Genomic DNA, 18,954 nt, shown 5'->3' on the forward strand with positions numbered 1-18,954 from the left:
AGATTCAGTGCAATGGGTGGGCCCAGTGCCATAGGTAGTCCGGATAAGGCGCAGCGCGGAGGGCCCGCTTCATCATTGGCAAATTGCTCAATGCCGTTACTTGCGAATAGACGCAATCTGCTGAAAACTATCAGCGAGATGGTGAACCACAGGGAACGGCAATGGCTGGACGTATTGACTATCAGATTGAAAAATTTCAGTTCATCGAGCGCAACGAATCTCCGCGTATTACCCGCCAGTGGGCGGAAGTCATTGCTGAATGTCAGCAGGAAAAGGCAAACAGTGAAACGCGTTTGCGTACTGCGTTGCTGAATGTCGACTACGCCACCAGCTTCGAACTGCCGTTTCGTTTATTGCTTATCCGCGCCCCGCAGCTGGTGGATCGCTTACGCCATGCGCTGGCGCTGAATCAAAAGAACGTGGTGATTAATGGTAAGAAACGCGGCTGCGTTTACAGCCTGAAAGCCGATCTCAGCGCTGTACCAGAGGAGTTTCGTTATCGCTTTGTGAGCCGGATTATTCGCAGCGGGCCGGGTGCGGTTTCCGCCGCGCCCTATCAACAGCTGGCAAAAGAGATAAAGGCGCCGCGCGAGCGGTTACGTCTGGCGCTGGAAAGCGGCTTGCAGGTCAATGCGCTGGATGGGCTATTCTGGTTTGGTATCCAGCGAATCGCTGCGGATATTTCGGCGCTGCGTTCTGCGGGAATGGCGATTACGACTGCGGAAGCGGAGGTGGCGGATAGTCTGACCAGAACGACGCGAATGATAGCGGCGTATCGGGTGGAGTGATCGTTATTTTAGTCATTAGGTTAAACTCGTTTGCTAACAGATTATTTTGAGCGAGTTTTGCGTTTGACTTTTTATTAGTTTCTCTAAAATAGTTACATGGAATAGTTAGATTTCATATATAATGCTGATGAATTTGTTTAACTTTTAAATAAATTAAAGGGTTAATAATTTAATGCCCTGGTGAAATATTTTGTGTTCTTCTTTGATTTGCTGATATTCCTCGTGCAACAAGCTTTTAGAGTATACTTTCGCCGTCTGGTTACATTTGGTAACATCCATTTTATTGCCCGCCTGATTTTGCGCCAATACCATCGCTAAACATAAGTTCCTCATTAATTATAGGCAGGGTGTCATGGCTTCTCTGGGAAAAAGAGAGAGCAGCAATCAAACAAAATCTATTACGACATCCTTTATTGATGAAATATTTCAGGATACATGGTTGCTCGCGTTGGCAATTCGTAATATGCCTGCCGTTGTCGTTGATCAGACGCTTTATAAAACGTGCGAGAATATGATTGAGCAGGTTCAGAAAGCGTTGTTTGCAGCTGGTGCATCTGAGGGGCTTGCAAGTGAAATTAAGTTTGCTCACTGTGTTTTTCTGGATGAAGCGGTAATGACGCAGCCGGATATCGATGTTTCTCTTTGGTGGAAGAATACACCCCTTCAGGGGTGCTATCTTGGAAACTTAAATGGCGGTGAGTTCTTCTACGAACATATCAAGAACCTGCTGCACGAAGCCGTTCCCTCAGAAGCTGTTGTGGCCTGTTATCACCGAATGCTATTGCTGGGCTATCAGGGGAAGTTTATCAGGGAAGGTGGAGAAGAAAATGAAGAACGACAATCTATGTTTAAGCAGCTGAGCGCGCTTTTGCCTGCAACAAAAGAAAAAATGAATTCTCCTGTCTTTATACGTAATTTTCGCCCGGATATTCATTTCTGGCGACGTTTCCCCTGGTTGATGAGAGGACTGGGCTTACTGCTTATTGTTGCCATTACCTGTGCAATGAGCGCCCATCTGCATTATTTGCTCGGGCAATGGTTCACGCTGAGCTAATAACAATTGACCAGGGAGACGCAGGTCATGAATAAGAATAAATATATCCTCAAAGGAAACAAAATTCCGGTGTATAACCACTACCAGTTGAACATACCGGAGTTAAGCAAGCGACGCCCCGACATTCAATTGTCTGTCCTTCGCTTTAGCGGCGACGAAGCGTTAAATACCCCGTGGCGTTATTCCATTGAACTGACCTGTGAAGCCCCTGATATTCCTGCAGATGTGTTAATTAACACGACCGCAGAACTCCTTTTTTATCCTGATGGTAAACCATGGGAAGCGGTCGAACCCCGCGTCATGCGTGGTGTTATTACCGCTTTTCAGCAGTGTGAACGAACTGCTGATATCACTCGTTATGTGGTTGTGCTGGAAGCCAGCCTGGCGTTATTACGTCATAGCCTGACATATGCGGTGTATCAACATAAAAGCGTCATTGGTGTCGTTGAAGATATCCTGAAGCGTTGGGGATATTCCAGCCTCGACTATCGTTATGCGCTGAAAACCCAGTATCCGGTGCGCGAATTCTATATCTCGTATGCAGAAAGCGATTTATCCTTTATTGAGCGTCATCTGGCGCATGTTGGCGTATTTTATTATTTCGTCTGGGATGAAGAGAATCATCGGGATGTGCTGGTTCTGGGAGACTACACGCATTCTTTCGCCGAAGAGAAGAATATGGCCTACCGTCATCCATCAGGGCTTTTCGATGGCGGTCTTGAATCCCTGTGGGAGATGACAATCAACCGCCGCTCGGTTGCCGGGCAGACGCGAGTGAACGATGAATATTATCGCGAAGCCCAAAGCGATCTGCAGGCGCATCTGGAAACCGATCTGGATATGCCTGCGCTCATTGGCGAAGAATACCGCTACGGCGAGAATTACAAAGAGCAGGGCAGGCAGGCAGCAGAACAGCCGGAGCAAGGCCGCTGGTTTGTTAAGCGTCGTCGTGAACGTCTGGTAACAGAACAGGTTGTCTTTGAAGGCAAATCAAACGGCATGACGATCCGTCCTGGGATGATTCTTCATCCACAGGGTAAAAGTTGGGAGGAAGCGCCGGACGGGCTATTAGTGGTATCGACCTCGTCACAGCGCGTCTCCCGCGATACCGCCTACATCATCAGCTTTACTGCCGTGCCCCATCGTCTGCACCTCTCATATCGTCCACCTTTGCTGGGCAGGCCGCACATTGCCGGTACGCTGCTCGCCAGAGTCACCAGTCCGGTTGAAAACGCGCAGTATGCTGAACTGGATGAAACCGGGCGCTACCGGGTGCGTTTCCAGTTCGATCTCAATACTACCTGGCGGTCTGGTTTTGAAAGCCTTCCGGTACGCCTTGCCAGGCCGTATGCGGGGAACGTTTACGGCTGGCATTTCCCGCTGATTGCCGGCACGGAGGTGATGATTGCCTTCACTAACGGCGATCCTGACAGGCCGTACATCCTCTGCGCTATGCATGATTCCCGACATGAAGATCACGTCAACCTCTATAACTATCAGCGTAACGTGTTAAGGACTCCTGCGAACAACAAACTGAGATTTGAGGATCGGCGCGGGGCTGAGCACGTTAAAATTTCGACAGAATATGGCGGCAAGAGCCAATTGACGCTCGGTCATATTGTTGACAGTTCGCGTAACAAACGCGGTGAGGGTTTTGAACTGCGAACCGACAGCACAGGAACTCTCCGGGCGGGTAAAGGGCTTTTCCTGACCGCAGATGCGCAGGCCACGGCAAGCGGACAGGTGCTGGAAATGTCTGCGGCAATCTGCCTGGTCAAAGGTGCGGTCAACCAGATGGCCGAGTGGCGTACCATCACCCAGTCGCATCACAACCTTCAGCCTGATACCACGCATCTGAAAAGCTATCTTGCCGCCGCCGATCAACTGAAATCTCCGGCCATGCTGCTGAGCGCCCCGCAAGGGATTGGGGTAGTTAGCCGGGAATCCGTTCTGATAAACAGCGCTCAGACGCTGCACCTGCAAAGCCAGGGGGAAGTCAATATTGCCAGCGGAGAGCGTATTTCCCTGAACGCCAGCCAGACCATTTCACTGCTCGCGCAGCAGGAAGGGCTGCGCATGGTGTCTGGCAAGGGGCCGCTGACCATCGAATCTCATGGCGATTTAATGGCGCTAACGGCCATGAAGGATGTCACCGTGCAGTCCACGCAGGGCGAGCTTCATTTCGCGGCGAAGAACGGCATTGTGCTGGGCTGCGGCGGTGGGTCGATTCGCATCTCCCCGCAGGGCAGTATCGAGATCCATACGCCGGGGACACTGAGCCTTAAAGGTCAGCACATCTGGGATGCACCGGTGAGTGTCGGTACCCAACTGCCGGAACTCCCTAAGTCGGTGTGTAAGGACTGCCTGAAGAAAGCGCAGGAAGAAGCCGTCGCATTTGCGCCGCGAGGATAAGGACATCTGATGACAACAACACCACTGATAACACCCAAAAAGCATATGCTTTGGATGCAGCAGGGTGAGTCTCTCTGTTCTGCTACCGGGCAGGACTATATTGATATTCTGATCGATCAGGCTGGAACCAACCAGCCGCTGCAAAATGCGCTACGCCAGTTATCTCCCGATCTGCGCTGGTTTGAGTTGTTCAAAGGAACCCCGGAGGGGGGAATGCTGGAATATTCGCCGGTCGTTATGCGGCTGTGTTTTGCGCTAACGAGCCACCGGATGTGGCTGGAGCAGTTACTGGAATACTTTTCTGGTACTCCGCGCCTGACGTTGCTGATATCTCCTCTGGCCTTTGATTTGCTCTGCCGCCATTTGCAGGCATTGTCGCAGGTACAGTGGGAAGAGCAGACCGGCTTACTGCGTTATTACGATAACCGCGTGTTCCCATCCTTACTTACTCACGTTCTTAACGCAGAACAACAGGCTGCATTTACGGATATCGCGCTGTTCTGGGGCTGGAGAGACCGAGACGGCGAGATCGTCTGGAAAACGGGAACATTTTCTCCTGCACGCGAACTGGCAAATAACCCTCAATTGGGGCGAGTTGGCGATGATCAGATAGATCTGATGGGCTGTATTAGTGATGCAGAAGCTTTATTGGCGAGGCGGTTATCTTCGCAAGGCGGGAAAGAGGAGCATTTTTCGTACTGCCTTTCCGTAGCTTTAAAGGCAAGCCAGCAAGGATACTTAGGTGATTTGGCATCCGATGCAGAATTAGAGGTGATAAATATATGAAGCGTTTATTACGCAGGTACCAAAAAATCGATAGAAACTGGCTTATGAATTCTTTTTCCCTGTTGGACACTATTTTTTGCAGTGATAGATGTCGTGTTGTTATCGATTGATTCGATTTGCAATGTAGGAAAACAACAAACGCTCAAGCCAGGGAGGAAGGGTGAACAGAATAAAATGGATTATCCGGGGCATTGCTTTATTTGTGTCAGTGTTGTTATCGGGATGTTCGCACTCCCAGGCTGGCGAGTCGAGCGCAGGGAATATTAGAGGATACAACCATGTTGTCGGGCAGAACGTTAACTGGTTTTCAGTAAACGGCTACCATGCGACGCTAAATGGAAATGTGTGCTGCGTTATGATCCCGGACCAGTGGCGACCTGGGATGACTGCACATATTGAGTGGGAAGTTGATCCTAACGCGGATGAAAAAATTCCAAGACTGAAAATGGGGGTTGGTTTTGAACCAATGGCCTTAGCTCAGCACGAGGCCAAATACCAGCACTTCAGCGCTGATGTTCCCATTCCGCAATATAAGGAGAGTGCGGGCATTAACGTCCATTTTCTTCCTTGCCATCAGGTAAAAATTTATGCGGGTGTAGCCGGCTACGGTGCCTATTCCTACCCAATTAAAGAGCCGATGAATATGCAGGAGCCCGCAACATGTCAGAAATAAAAGCGTCTGCCTGGGTTCCTCCGTCATTCCCTTTGAGTGGGCGTTTACCTGGGGCGCAAAAAGACGTACTGGATAATTATCTAAAGCAGCGTAGAGAAGAAGATGAATACCTTAATGCCTTCAATGAGCAAACAGGACGGCGAAATGGGGCTGGCTTTACTTGTGCAAGAAGCCTGCATATCAGCTTCTTTTTTGATGGCACAGGTAATAACGATAATAACGATACGAATCGGGCTAACCCAACGCACCCCACTAATATAGCCAAGCTTTACCATGCAACATATGAGCGTGCTGAAAATGATGGGTATTTTAGATATTACATGTCTGGAGTGGGCACCGCCTTCCCTGAAATCGGTGAGATGGACTATAGCGATGCGGGATTGAAGTATGCTACCGGAGGTGAAAACCGGATTAACTGGGCATTGCTTCGACTCGCAGATGCGTTAATTGCAGGATTAACAAAGAACCAGCAACGTCTTGATGAATCACTGGCAAAGAGCAAGCTTGAAGGGATGGCTGCAGACTGGCCGCTAAGTGGCGAATCTAACCGCAAAGCGGCGTTTTACGAATTTCTGAATGCAGAAATGCGTGCCAAAGCCCAGGATGAAACCGCCAAACCCAAGATCCTCAAAATAAAGCTGTTTATCTATGGGTTTTCCCGCGGTGCAGCCGAAGCCCGAACTTTTGTTAACTGGCTGACAGAATTGTTTGAAACGCCAGAAGGGGCGGATAAACCTGAGCAGTCAATTCTGGGGATCCCTCTGAGCATTGAATTTCTTGGGCTCCTGGATACCGTACCTTCTGTTGGCGTAGCCCACATGGCTCCCATGTGCGACGGGCATATGGGATGGGCGGATGGCACGCAACAGTTACCCGATGACGCACGTTTTCCTAACCTGATTAAGTGCTGCCGGCACTTTGTATCAGCTCATGAACAGCGCCTCTGTTTTCCTCTGGATTCCGTTCGCCGCCCAGAGGGTATCTATCCGCCAACCACGATGGAAGTGGTTTATCCCGGTGTGCATTCCGATATTGGCGGTGGCTACCCACCGGGCGAACAGGGAAAGGGAATGGCTGATGAAGCTGATCCCAATAACCCTGGAAAGGTTTTATCGCAGATCGTTTTGCACGATCTCTATGCCGCTGCATTTGCTGCGGGAGCTCCTTTGTCTGTTCCACAGGAATTAATTTCTGATTCATTAGCCCAGAAAACGCCTTCACGTGCAATGAAGCCAGCATCTTATGATGAATTTGGAATTGATGATGTACTCATCCAACGCTTCAACGCCTGGCGGCAGACCATCATTGCCGAAAAACCAGCGGATGCTAAAACCGATAGCGTCTACGGCTACCATCCGCATCGTCTCAGCCAGTCACTGGAAGATGCCGTTATCGAACAAATCGGTTGGATCACTGCCTGGCGTATTGGGCGTTATGCTTTCCGGAGCTATGCCACCCAGCCGTTTTATCTGGGGGCGCCCGAGCGTACCAAAGAGGAGCTGGAGCAAGATGAGAAAATGCGTGACGCTCGACAGAGCGAGATAGACAAAATCCGCAACGCAGCAAAACAAAACGCTAAATCAGCACCTTCTGCGTCGGCGGATCAGGCCGGCTGGCCTGCCTTTGAACCCACCATTGATAAGACGGAACTCCGCGAGGCAGCAGAAGAGTTTCGTAGCGACTACCTGGACGAATTTCGCCCGCAGAACGGGTGGGAGTTCGCTATCCACACGATCCCCAAATATGCCGTCTGGCTGATCAACACGGATGATGAGCAGGCCGAGCACGATCGGATCAAAGGCGATGGCGACCGTTTATACGGCAGATTATTTACGTCAAAACAGGGAGATGTCGTAACCGAGCCCGCGATGGCGCAGGTTGTTGCGCTGTTTGATGAGCAGATACATGATTCCCGCGCCTGGTTTATGTATTCCACGCTCGGCACTCGTGAACCCTGGGGAAGCTATTTCTTTTATCGTTCAATCTACTTTGGTCCCCAGAGCAATAAGGATCAGTATCTGCTCTCCGTCGCGGGGCAATTACTGGGGGTTGCCATTATTGCCGCTGGCGCGACCTATACCATCAAACACAAATCCCTTAAAGGCATCGGCGTTGCGGCAGGCGTTTACGGTATGGAGCGCATCATTATTAATAATGCGACAGGTAAACCGGTTCCTCTGCTTGATAACGCCGCAGAGCTCTTTAAACCCACGCGGGATCCGGGCTTGCTGGTGGCGCAGGCCAGCCGTCAGACCATCGCCACACGGCACCAAACCATGATGGCTTCGGCAATTGATATGCTCAAAGAAGCAGGAGCTAAAGTGGTATGAGCCTGAAAAAGCTAATTCGCGTAGGGGATATGCTCAGGGAACACGGCGGCGAAGTGCTGAGCGGCCGCTATGAGGCCTTCGGCAAACCGGTGGCCTGCGTGGGGGATAAAGCCCGCTGCAATAAGCATGGCATGACCACTATCGCCCAGGGAGCGCCGGGCAGCACGGTTAATGGCAAAGCGGTAGCGCTCGACGGCCACCAATGCGCCTGCGGTTGTACGCTGGTCAGTTCACTGAGCGCGATGGACGTACATGGATGATTTTCCCGCCACGTTACCCTGACTATGCCGAACTTCATCCCGTCTGTTGGCGGCGATGGTGGATTGCGCTGCCGGTGATGTTGTTCCTGGCGACACTGGCGACGATGTTGCTGTGGCCGGAAGGCAAACCCACCCGAACGCTCTCCTTCTGGTTCTGGAGCGTGGGATGTCCGTTGAGCGTCTGGCTGGTTGCCATCGCGCTGCGCTGGTTGGTCTGGCTTCAGTCCGTTTCGAACCGCGAAACGCACCGGGAGGCGATCGCATCAACCGTCGAGGCCTGGTGGCGATACCGTTCGCGTATGTTACCCGTAGAAGCCGTGATGCTGATGACGGCAGTAGGCGATAAAGAGTCTGACCATCAGGCGCTGTTGTCGCAACCGCTTCCGGCAACTCCCGGTGTGGTCGAAGATCCGCAGGGTAACGCGCGACTGTATTGCCCGAAGGTGCTGGGGCTGGGAGGTAGGGAAAGCCGGACTGTTCTGCTGTCCCGCTCTCTAGGCCGTCTGGTGTTGGCGCGTTTGCGCGAGGCTGATGAAGCCCGGCCAATACAGGTGTTTTGCTGGCTGGGAGATGAGCAGAGCCTGGCCGCGTTCAGCCAGGCGCTGGAATTCGATGGCATTCGCCTGCCGGAAGATGCGCTTCATCTGCAAAGCGCTGCCGAACTGGACAACGTTATTGATGCCATGCCCGCCGATGAACAGGCGATGCTGCTTTGCGCAGGGACCGGGGAGGCAACACCGTCAGCGGAATACGCCGCCTCGGAAGCGGGTTTTGCCTGGCTGTGCGGACACCGGACGGCAGCTTTGATGACGCGCAGCGAAATACTCCAGCCTGAGACGGGGGAAACGCCGACTCAACTGACGGAACAGCTTAGTCGCTATGCCGGCCTGCACGGTGTGCCTGACGGGATACTAGCCGCCGATTCATCCGCAATGGATACCCTTTTGCCGTCCGGCTGGTCAGCCGTCGATTACGTTCTGATGCCGTGGTTGGGGCAGGCCGGGCCGGTTACGCCTTTTGTGATGCAGTCCCTGGCCTTGCTGTCAGCCCTTCAGGGGAAGTCCTGCGGCTGGACGACAACATTTACGGAATCCCAATTTATTACAGGAGTTTGCGTTCCCCGTGGAAACCTCGCGCACTGAGCCTCGTCATTCCTTATTTTGGCTTGTGACTGGCTACATCATCACTATCACCCTGCTGGTTACTCTCGGGGCGCTGTTGTATTACTTCGCTGGTAGCAGTGTCGATCTGCCGGCGCTGCTGCCGGGCAAGATAATCTTCCGCGCTTGCCTCGTCTGGATGGTATTGGTGTGGTTTTGCGCCCCGTTTATTCTTGCCTGGAAAGCCCTGGTCAGACTGAAAGCCCGGGAAGCGACGGGGGAGACCAACAACAAGACCACGCGCGCGCCGGAAAACCAGTTGGTAAGAGACATTACCACGCAGATGCGCTTCCAGTATGGCCGTCTCTGGCGGCGTAAAGTTCGTATTCTGCTGATGGTCGGCGAGGAAAGTAATGTAGAGCAGGCCGTTCCTGGCCTGACCACGCAACTCTGGGTTGAAGGCCACCGAACCGTGCTGTTGTGGCAGGGGAATCCGGTTGATGAACCCGATGTCTCAGCCCTGAAAGCGCTGCGTAAAATTCGCCGTCGTCTGGCAGATGCGATGGTCTGGGTGGTGAATGCTGAAACTGAACTGACTCACGATATAAGGGATACTGCGGCGCGCCAACTGCGAAAGCAGTATCACGCGCTCGGCTGGGAAGTACCGCTATGGTTGTGGGAGATCCACTCGTTCGAGTGGGAGCAAGCTGGCTTACCCGCGCAGGGCATTGGATTCCTGGTCGCGGCGGGCGATAAGGCTGAAGATTTTAGTGATTCCATGAATCAACTGGAAAGCGCACTGTTGCGTCAGGGGATGCAGCAGATCATTAATAATCGAAAGCACTCCTTTCTGCTAGAGCTGGCGAAATATTTGCGCGAGGGGGGGAACGCTCGCCTGACGCAGACTCTGTCACAGCTGGGGGAAGGAGCCATGGCGCTGTCGCTGGCCGGGATGGCATTCAGCCCTGTGACAACGTCCGGAAATGTTTCTCTTCGCCATGCCTGGCTGCCGGGTAACATGTGGCTGGATTTACTCGCACAACGCTGGCGTAAACCTGGAGCGACGGGAGCATCGTGGCATAAAAGCTTAAAGCTGATTAGCACCTGTTTGCTGACGTTCTGGCTGGCGGCCTGTATTTTCTCCTGGGTTGCTAACGAACGTCTGATGCAGGCCGACCATGCGCTGGCCTTGAATGCTGTCAATACCCGCCAGCCTTTAGCGAAGCAACTGCTGGCGTTGTACCAGCTGCAGCATGAAATTGAACGCCTGCAACACCGCAAGCTGTACGGCGCGCCGTGGTATATGCGCATGGGCCTTAGCCGAAACAATGACGTCCTCGACGCGCTCTGGCCGTACTGGCGGCAGGCGGCGATGCCGCTACTGCGGGATGCGTCAGCGCAGCATCTGTCCGCGCTGATGAACAGCTGGCGCAATCTGCCGCCTGACGATCCGCAGCGAGCTTCACAGTCGAAAGTGATATATGACCAGCTTCGTGCCTATCTGATGCTTTCCCGCCCGGATAAAGCCGAACCGGCTTTCTTTAGTTCGACGGTGACGCAATTCTGGCCGCAGCGCGAGGGTGTGCAGGATGGCACATGGCGAGCGGTTGGTAACAGCATGCTGGCGTTTATGATGCAGAACCTTCCGGCACACCTGGAATGGCGAATCATGCCGGATATGCGGCTGGTCAGCGGCATGCGCTCGGCCCTGCTTCGCCAGATTGGCGCCAGTCATGCAGAATCCACTCGCTATCAAAAGATGATTGAACAGGTATCCCGTGATTATGCGGATATGTCGCTGAGTGCCATGGTCAATGGTTCGGACAGCAGCCAATTGTTCAGCACTGATATTACCGTACCCGGTGTATTTACGCGCAAGGCCTGGGAGGAAGAAGTTCAGCCCGCCATCGAGAAACTGGCGAAATCACGGCGGGAAGAAATTGACTGGGTGCTCAGCGATGCCCAGCATTCCAGCGATGCCACCAGCACGGTTTCCCCGGATACGCTGAAAGCCCGGCTGACGGCGCGCTATTTCTCTGATTATTCCGGAGCGTGGCTTAAATTCCTCAACAGCCTGCAATGGCATCAGGCAGGCAGCCTATCGGAGTCAATTGATCAACTGACTCTGCTGGCTGATGTGCGGCAGTCACCGCTGATTGCGTTGATGAATACTCTCAGAGTGCAGGGGCGTGCCGGGCAGATCGGAGGCGATCTGACGGACTCCCTGGTGAGTTCAGCGAAAAATTTGATCCACAGTGAAAAAGCGAATGCTGCCATGCGGCACTCCGGAAATGAGGCGCACGGGCCACTGGATGCGACCTTTGGTCCGCTGTTGTTACTGTCGGACGGGGATGGCTCACAGAATAGCCTGAGCCTGCAAACCTTCCTCACCCGCATTACCCGTGTTCGCCTGCGGCTTCAGCAGGTGACGAACGCGCCTGACCCACAGGCGATGATGCAGTCACTGGCGCTGACGGTGTTTCAGGGTAAGGCGGTTGATCTGACCGATACCCGCGACTACGGCAGTCTGATCGCCGCGAGTCTCGGTCAGGAGTGGAGCGGTTTCGGCCAGACGGTTTTTGTGCAGCCGATGATCCAGGCCTGGGAGCAGGTCCTCTCCCCAACCTCGCAGAGCCTTAACAGCCAGTGGCAAAGCGATATCGTGACGCCGTGGAATGCGTCGTTCGCGGACCGCTATCCATTTACCAACCGTCAGAGTGAGGCTTCACTGGCTGAGCTGGCGCGGTTTATGCGAATGGACACCGGGCGTATTGCGCAGTTTATCCAAACCCGCCTCGGTGGCCTGCTGCGTCTTGAAGGAGATAAGTGGGTGCCGGACGCAATGAACAGTCAGGGCCTGACCTTCAATCCGGCGTTTCTGGACGCTCTCAACCGCCTGACTCGTGTAGGGAATGTCGCCTTTGCGCATGGCGACGTGTCGCTGCATTTCCAACTGATGGCGAAGCCGTCCCGCGATGTGGTCGAATCAGACCTGATTGTGGACAGACAGAAACTTCAATATTTCAACCAGGAAGAAAGCTGGCAAACGCTGAGCTGGCCGGATAACCGCTGGCAACCCCAGACCACGCTGACATGGCGCACTATCAAAACCGGCACACGTCTTTATTCCGATGAGCCGGGAAGCTGGGGGTTCATTCGCCTGCTGGATAAAGCGTTGGTCACTGAGCTGGGTGACAACTTGTACCGCGTGGTCTGGGTAACGCCGGACGGTGTGGCGCTGAACTACCAGCTGCGTACGGAGCTGGGGAAAGGGCCGCTGTCACTACTTGACCTGCGCGGGTTTGCGCTGCCATCACAGATTTTCTCGTCCGGTGGCGCTGCCGCTGCGGGAATCCGCCCTGGAGGTGAACAATGAACATCCGGCCATTCCGTCGTTTGTGGTTATGCCTGCCACTATTGCTGCTGAGTAGCTGTGGCCTGTACCAGAAAACAAAGCAGGGTACACAGAGCGTAGCGAAAGCGATTTTCTATCGCCAGGTTGAGACGCTACACCTGACCATTACCGCCCGAGGTGCCATTAACGCGGATGACGCGCAGCAGGCGATGCCGCTGCGTATCCGCGTCCTGCAACTGAATGACCGCAAGACCTTTGATAACACGGAATACACCGACCTGCTGACACAGCCGGATTTGGTGCTGAAGGAATCGCTGCTGACACAGCGTCAGCTGAGTGTTTATCCGGGTCAGACAGTCAACCTCGATATTCCAATGGATGAAAAAGCGCAGTTTGTGGCGGTGGTCGGGCTGTTCCGCAAGCCGGATAGAACCCGTGGCACCTGGAAGCAGGTGCTGAGCCGCGACTTACTTGACCCGGATGAGCCGCGCGTCATTGAAGTAAGGGATAACACCCTGTTTTTACGACCACTGCGATAGAAATCCGTCAAACACAAGGCAGGAGCCATAACGTGACGCTGTATGACATCAAACCTAAGTTTCAAAATTTACTTCGACCCACCGTCGTCAGGCTGCATGCCATAGGTGCGACGGCAAACCAGGTAACACTATTGGCAATGCTGGCCTCGGTTCTGCTCGGCAGCGTACTGATGTGTTTCCCGAAACCGCTGTTTTTTATCTCATTGCCGATCTTCTTATTTTTCCGTATGGCGCTGAATGCTATCGACGGCATGTTAGCGCGGGAATTTAACCAGCAGTCCAGGCTTGGGGCCATTCTCAATGAGGTAGGCGACATTATCGCTGATGCTGCACTCTATCTCGCATTTGCTTTTTTGACCGGAGTTACTCCGTGGTTGGTTGTGCTGGTGGTACTGCTGTCGTGGCTGACAGAGTTTTGCGGCATCACTGCCCAGACCCTGACGGGTAGCCGAAATTATCGTGGCCCGATGGGTAAAAGTGACCGTGCCTTTGTTCTGGGGGCTTTGGGTCTGTTTATCGCGCTTTGGCCGCAGTACATCATCGTCGCCAATATTGTCTTTGGTATCTCGGCTGTGCTGCTGGCCTGGACCTCAATCAACCGCTGTCGCAGTGCGCTGGAGGTCACCAATGCCTGATTCCCTGCACACGTTGTATTACTGCCTTGGTGGGATCTTCAGCGTTTTAGTACTGGCGACCGCCATTATCTTCGTCTTAAAAAAGTGCCGCCCACAGCGTGACTGGCTGGAACTCCAGCAGCGGATCAACAGCTGGTGGGTCATCGTTGGCTTATTTTCGCTGGCGATGCTTTCGCCTAAAGGGCTGGCACTCACCTTCTTCGGATTTCTCAGCTTCCTGTCACTGAAGGAATATCTGACGCTGGCCCCGACACGCCGCTCTGACAGCGTGCCGTTGCTGTGGATGTATGCCGCGATCCCGGTGCAATATATCTGGGTGGGGATGTCGTGGTACGGCATGTTTATTATATTCATCCCGATTTACATTTTCTTATTCCTGCCTGCTCGCATGGTGCTCGTTGGCGATACTAAAGGGTTCTTACACTCTGCCTCCGTCATGCACTGGGGCATGATGACAACGGTCTTTGCTTTAAGCCACGTCGCGTTCCTGATGATGTTGCCAGGCGTGGATATCAAAGCGGGCGCACTGCTGGTTATATTCCTGGTCGCGACCACTGAGATTAACGATATTGCGCAATATCTGTGGGGAAAATCATTGGGCAAAATCAAGGTCACGCCGAAGGTTAGCCCGAATAAAACGCTGGCCGGATTGCTGGGCGGCGTGCTGACCACCACGCTGCTGGCGGCCATTTTCGGCCCGCTGCTGACGCCGATGAACTGGATCCACTCGCTGGGTGCCGGGGTAATTATCGGCCTGAGCGGGTTCTGCGGCGATGTGGTGATGTCGGCCATCAAGCGTGATTTTGGTGTGAAAGACTCCGGTAAATTGCTCCCGGGGCACGGCGGCATCCTTGACCGTCTGGATTCGCTGATTTACACCGCGCCGCTGTTTTTCCACTTCTATTACTACTTCTATGTATAAGGGGCGCAGATGAATCGTTTTCTGCGCTGGATCTTTACGTTGTGTATTGCGTACCCCGTGGTCTGGATATGGCTGGGCGTTCGCGTGTCAGGCCGCAAAAAGCTGCCTGTGGAAGGCCCGGCGATTATCGTGGCGAACCACAACAGCCATCTGGATGTGCTGACGTTGTTCACGCTGTTTCCACTTTCAACACTGGTGAACGTGCAGCCCGTGGCGGCGGCAGACTATTTCCTGCGAAACAAAGTGATTGGCTGGTTTGCACTGAAGGTCATCGGCATCATTCCTGTTTATCGTGGAGCCCATCAGGCCAATCCGCTGCAGGCTTGTGTCGATGCACTAGCAGCAAAGAAAATTGTGATTATTTTCCCTGAAGGCACGCGCGGCGAGCCGGGGAAATTCGCAGAGATCAAATCCGGCATCTGGCATTTAAGCCAGCAGTGTCCGGAGGTGCCGATTATACCCGTCTACATGCACGGTCTGGAGCGCTCAATGGGCAAAAGGCAGAAAATCCCCGTGCCGTTTTTTATCGACATCTTTATCGACGAACCGCTGTTTTACGACGCGGATAAAGTCACTTTTAAACAATCGTTATTCACTCGTTTCGTCACATTACAACAGCAGGTGACAAGGAAAATCACATGAGTCAGGAAGCGCGTTTATTTCAGGAAAGTACATTCGCAACCAGCGATGGAGAGTCGCTCTATTTTCGCCACTGGCCTGCAACGGAAGGCAACGGTAAGAAAGTGATCGTGCTGTTTCACCGCGGGCATGAACATTCCGGGCGTCTGCAGCACATTGTCGATGAGCTGGATATGCCCGATACGCATTTTTACGCCTGGGATGCTCGCGGTCACGGTCAATCGCCGGGCGATCGTGGTTACAGCCCGAGCCTGGCTCGCTCTGTTCTGGACGTGGATGAGTTTGTTCGTTTTGTGGCGAAGGACGCGCAGGTCAGCCTTGAGGATATCGTAGTGATTGCGCAGAGCGTGGGGGCGGTACTGGTCTCTACCTGGGTTCACGACTATGCGCCGAAAATTCGGGGGATGGTGCTGGCTTCTCCGGCCTTTAAGGTCAAACTGTATGTGCCGTTTGCCCGAACGGGCCTTGGGTTGATGCAGAGGATCCGTGGCCTGTTCTACGTCAACTCCTACGTGAAAGGGAAATTCCTTACCCACGATCCGGAGCGTGTTGCCAGTTTTGAACAGGATAAACTCATCACACGGGCAATCGCGGTGAACATTCTTCTCGATCTCTACAAAACGGCTGAGCGCATTGTGTCCGACTCTGCCGCCATTACGCTGCCGACCCAATTACTTATCTCTGGCGATGATTTTGTCGTGCATGCGAAGCCGCAAAAACAATTCTACGCCGGTCTGCGAAGTTCTATCAAAGAGCAGCATATTTTACCCGGTTTCTATCACGATACGCTGGGTGAAAAAGACAGGGCTATGGCCTTCGATAAAATGAAAACCTTTATCGACAAACTCTATGCGGTAAAACCTTACACTTTCGATTACAGCCATGAAGACCAGTGGAGCCCGAGTGCCGACGCGTACCGCGAACTGCAGGCACCGCCAAAAGCACTCTCGCTGGAGGGGATGTTCTATTCCTCAATGAGCTATGGCATGAAAACAATCGGCAGACTGTCAAAAGGGATGCGTCTGGGCTACGAGACGGGTTTTGATTCCGGCAGTACGCTGGATTATGTGTACCGTAACTATCCGGAAGGCAAAGGTATTCTGGGGCGCATGATTGACCGACACTACCTGAGCAGTATTGGCTGGCAGGGGATCCGGGTACGAAAAGTCAATATTCAGCAGGTCATAGAGCAGGCTGTCGCCCGGCTGAAAGAGAGTGATATGCCGGTACGTGTAGTGGATATCGCAGCCGGACACGGTCGCTATGTGCTCGACGCGCTGGAGAAACATCAGGATATCGAAAGTATCCTGCTGCGTGATTACAGCGACCTGAACGTTGAGAAAGGCCAGACCATGATTGAAGGGCGAGGGTTAAGCCATGTCGCTCAGTTCAAAAAGGGCAATGCTTTTGACTATGACTCTCTCGCTACACTTGGGCCAGCTCCTACACTGGGGATCGTTTCCGGGCTATATGAACTCTTCCCGGATAACGCCTTAATCAAAGCCTCGCTCGCCGGGCTGGCTGCGGCAATACCGCCTGGTGGCATGCTGGTCTACACCGGGCAGCCGTGGCATCCGCAGTTAAAAACTATCGCTTATACCTTAACCAGCCACCAGAACGGCATTCCGTGGATGATGCGTGTGCGCACGCAGAAAGAGATGGATACGCTGGTGGAGCAGGCGGGCTTCGAGAAATGCCACCAGGTGATTGATGAGTTTGGTATTTTCACCGTCTCGCTGGCCGTGAGAAAGCAGCATGGCTGAGTCCGCGCTTATACAGAACAACGCCAGTCTCTGGAAACGGGGGCTGTGCTGGCTGGTGTTGTTGGGACCGCTGTTTTTCTTCAGCTATGGACAGGTGAATCAGTTCACGGCTACACGTCCTGATGTGGGAAGCATGGTCCTCGGGTGGGAACATGTTATCCCGTTTATGCCCTGGACCATCGTACCTTACTGGAGTATTGACCTACTGTATGGCATTTCGCTGTTTATCTGTACTTCAAAGCAGGAGCTGACCCGTCACGGTTGTCGGCTGCTTGCCGCATCACTTATTGCCTGCGTCGGCTTTCTCCTGTTTCCGCTGAAATTCACTTTCATGCGCCCAGAAACGCAGGGGATGTTTGGCTGGCTGTTTCAACAGCTCGAACAGTTTGATTTGCCTTATAACCAGGCTCCGTCGCTGCATATCATCCTGACATGGCTGTTGTGGCTGCGTTTTCGTCAGCATCTGGGGAAGGGTGCAAAGCTGCTTTCCAGTGCGTGGTTTTTGCTGATAGCGGTATCTGTGCTTACCACCTGGCAGCACCATTTCATCGATGTCGTTAGCGGGTTTGTGGTCGGCGTGGTGATTAGCTATGCCATTCCGGTTGAAGGCCACTGGCGGTGGAAGCGCCCATCAGCGCACGCCGTACGTCTCGCAGCGAAATATGGTGCTGGTGGAATAGTGTTTTTGTTAGTGGGTTTGTGGATCCCCCACGGCTTCATTTTGCTGTGGCTTGCAGCGGCATTATTGATGGTGGCGGCGGGCTATACCGGGCTCGGAGTGTCGGTGTTTCAGAAAAATAATCACGGCGATTTATCCCTTTCTGCCCGCTGGATGTTGTTCCCCTATTTAGCCGGGACATGGCTTTCAAAACAATGGTTTTCCCGACGGATATCTCTGAGCAACGTTGTTTATGACGGCGTGGCATTGGGTCGCTTTCCGGATAGAACCATGACGCAGGCCGCCGTTTTCGATCTGACGGCTGAATTTCATAAGGGCCGCCGCAAAGCAGATCACTGGGAGGCTTACCCGCTGATGGATTTGGTGGTGCCGGGCGTCCGGGACATCCACCAGGCCGTGATGAAGCTCAGTCAACTGCAGCAAGAACATGAAAGTGTGCTGGTATGCTGTGCCTTAGGCTTATCCCGCAGTGCAACGGTTGTTGCGGCCTGGCTGCTAAGTGAAGGGCTCGCCGGGTCGGTCACGCAGGCCGTGGCGTTAATCAAATCCCGGCGGCCTCAGGTGGTGCTTACGCCCGCCCATCTTCAGGTTCTGGAAACATTCAGCAAGGAGCTGCAATGTCAGATATCACTAAGACCCACCAAATAATGCACATTCATCTATCGAGCTGGCGCTACTTTGCTGCCCTGACGCTGCCACCTTTGGTGTTGATCTTTAACCTGTTGTTTTCACTCGATTGCGTGTTGCTGATGGGACTCTTTTTGCTGACCCATTATTACTGTTGGCGTATATGGCTGGATGAACGACTTTTTCAGCTCATTGAGAGTGACAGCGATCTCGCTGAATTTGATAACGGTATGGCGCATTTGTGGGCCAAAAAGACGGGTAACACTCGTACGCTGGCTGAACGCTGGCGTGGGGCGAGAAACCTTTTTTACTGGGCCATGTTTTCGCTAATGGCGCTGTGGGTCGCCTCACTGTGCACAGTCCTTTACCAGTCTTTTACGTTGGTGGATTAA

Annotated in this window: 16 protein-coding genes; all 16 read left to right on the plus strand. The window is 53.2% G+C overall.

Features of this window, described 5'->3' with window-relative positions; genetic code table 11:
- Nucleotides 1-161 precede the first annotated feature (161 nt).
- Nucleotides 162-788 carry a DNA-binding protein gene (locus tag ABLV17_RS04865; RefSeq protein WP_348854101.1) on the plus strand — a complete coding sequence of 209 codons (627 nt, stop codon included), beginning with the start codon at nucleotides 162-164 and terminating at the stop codon, nucleotides 786-788.
- Nucleotides 789-1,140: 352 nt separating this feature from the next.
- Nucleotides 1,141-1,842: a type VI secretion system protein TssL, short form gene (tssL, locus tag ABLV17_RS04870; protein WP_348854102.1), complete on the plus strand. Its 702-nt coding sequence runs from the start codon at nucleotides 1,141-1,143 to the stop codon at nucleotides 1,840-1,842.
- 27 nt (nucleotides 1,843-1,869) lie between these two features.
- Complete coding sequence (gene vgrG, locus ABLV17_RS04875) at nucleotides 1,870-4,254, plus strand: type VI secretion system tip protein VgrG (RefSeq protein ID WP_348854103.1); 2,385 nt, start codon at nucleotides 1,870-1,872, stop codon at nucleotides 4,252-4,254.
- A 9-nt stretch (nucleotides 4,255-4,263) separates the two neighbouring features.
- Nucleotides 4,264-5,040: a DUF4123 domain-containing protein gene (locus ABLV17_RS04880; protein ID WP_348854104.1), complete on the plus strand. Its 777-nt coding sequence runs from the start codon at nucleotides 4,264-4,266 to the stop codon at nucleotides 5,038-5,040.
- Nucleotides 5,041-5,200: 160 nt separating this feature from the next.
- Nucleotides 5,201-5,713, plus strand: a complete 513-nt coding sequence (locus ABLV17_RS04885) for a DUF3304 domain-containing protein (RefSeq protein ID WP_348854105.1) — start codon at nucleotides 5,201-5,203, stop codon at nucleotides 5,711-5,713.
- The gene (locus tag ABLV17_RS04890; protein ID WP_348854106.1) at nucleotides 5,701-8,043 is read left to right on the plus strand and encodes a DUF2235 domain-containing protein; all 2,343 of its coding nucleotides are present in this window, start codon (nucleotides 5,701-5,703) and stop codon (nucleotides 8,041-8,043) included. The genes ABLV17_RS04885 and ABLV17_RS04890 overlap by 13 nt, the downstream gene beginning before the upstream one ends.
- 2 nt (nucleotides 8,044-8,045) lie before the next feature.
- Nucleotides 8,046-8,303, plus strand: coding sequence for a PAAR domain-containing protein (locus ABLV17_RS04895; protein WP_348854140.1), 258 nt, complete (start codon nucleotides 8,046-8,048; stop codon nucleotides 8,301-8,303).
- Complete coding sequence (locus ABLV17_RS04900) at nucleotides 8,300-9,445, plus strand: hypothetical protein (RefSeq protein ID WP_348854107.1); 1,146 nt, start codon at nucleotides 8,300-8,302, stop codon at nucleotides 9,443-9,445. Before ABLV17_RS04895 ends, ABLV17_RS04900 begins: the two co-directional genes overlap by 4 nt.
- Nucleotides 9,426-12,779 carry an ImcF-related family protein gene (locus tag ABLV17_RS04905; protein ID WP_348854108.1) on the plus strand — a complete coding sequence of 1,118 codons (3,354 nt, stop codon included), beginning with the start codon at nucleotides 9,426-9,428 and terminating at the stop codon, nucleotides 12,777-12,779. The genes ABLV17_RS04900 and ABLV17_RS04905 overlap by 20 nt, the downstream gene beginning before the upstream one ends.
- The gene (gene tssJ / locus ABLV17_RS04910; protein ID WP_316425250.1) at nucleotides 12,776-13,297 is read left to right on the plus strand and encodes a type VI secretion system lipoprotein TssJ; all 522 of its coding nucleotides are present in this window, start codon (nucleotides 12,776-12,778) and stop codon (nucleotides 13,295-13,297) included. The genes ABLV17_RS04905 and tssJ overlap by 4 nt, the downstream gene beginning before the upstream one ends.
- A 32-nt stretch (nucleotides 13,298-13,329) precedes the next feature.
- The gene (locus ABLV17_RS04915) at nucleotides 13,330-13,932 is read left to right on the plus strand and encodes a CDP-alcohol phosphatidyltransferase family protein (protein ID WP_316425251.1); all 603 of its coding nucleotides are present in this window, start codon (nucleotides 13,330-13,332) and stop codon (nucleotides 13,930-13,932) included.
- Nucleotides 13,925-14,854 (plus strand): phosphatidate cytidylyltransferase, encoded by a 930-nt coding sequence (locus tag ABLV17_RS04920; RefSeq protein ID WP_316425252.1) that lies wholly within the window; start codon nucleotides 13,925-13,927, stop codon nucleotides 14,852-14,854. The genes ABLV17_RS04915 and ABLV17_RS04920 overlap by 8 nt, the downstream gene beginning before the upstream one ends.
- A 9-nt stretch (nucleotides 14,855-14,863) precedes the next feature.
- Complete coding sequence (locus tag ABLV17_RS04925; RefSeq protein WP_348854109.1) at nucleotides 14,864-15,496, plus strand: lysophospholipid acyltransferase family protein; 633 nt, start codon at nucleotides 14,864-14,866, stop codon at nucleotides 15,494-15,496.
- Nucleotides 15,493-17,256 carry a bifunctional alpha/beta hydrolase/class I SAM-dependent methyltransferase gene (locus ABLV17_RS04930; RefSeq protein ID WP_316425254.1) on the plus strand — a complete coding sequence of 588 codons (1,764 nt, stop codon included), beginning with the start codon at nucleotides 15,493-15,495 and terminating at the stop codon, nucleotides 17,254-17,256. The genes ABLV17_RS04925 and ABLV17_RS04930 overlap by 4 nt, the downstream gene beginning before the upstream one ends.
- Nucleotides 17,249-18,583 carry a phosphatase PAP2/dual specificity phosphatase family protein gene (locus ABLV17_RS04935; protein ID WP_316425255.1) on the plus strand — a complete coding sequence of 445 codons (1,335 nt, stop codon included), beginning with the start codon at nucleotides 17,249-17,251 and terminating at the stop codon, nucleotides 18,581-18,583. Before ABLV17_RS04930 ends, ABLV17_RS04935 begins: the two co-directional genes overlap by 8 nt.
- Entirely contained in the window at nucleotides 18,553-18,954 is a 402-nt protein-coding gene (locus ABLV17_RS04940) for a hypothetical protein (protein ID WP_348854110.1), read from the plus strand. The genes ABLV17_RS04935 and ABLV17_RS04940 overlap by 31 nt, the downstream gene beginning before the upstream one ends.

The sequence above is a fragment of the Klebsiella sp. CN_Kp091 genome (genome assembly GCF_040065095.1).
Lineage (GTDB): Bacteria > Pseudomonadota > Gammaproteobacteria > Enterobacterales > Enterobacteriaceae > Klebsiella > Klebsiella aerogenes.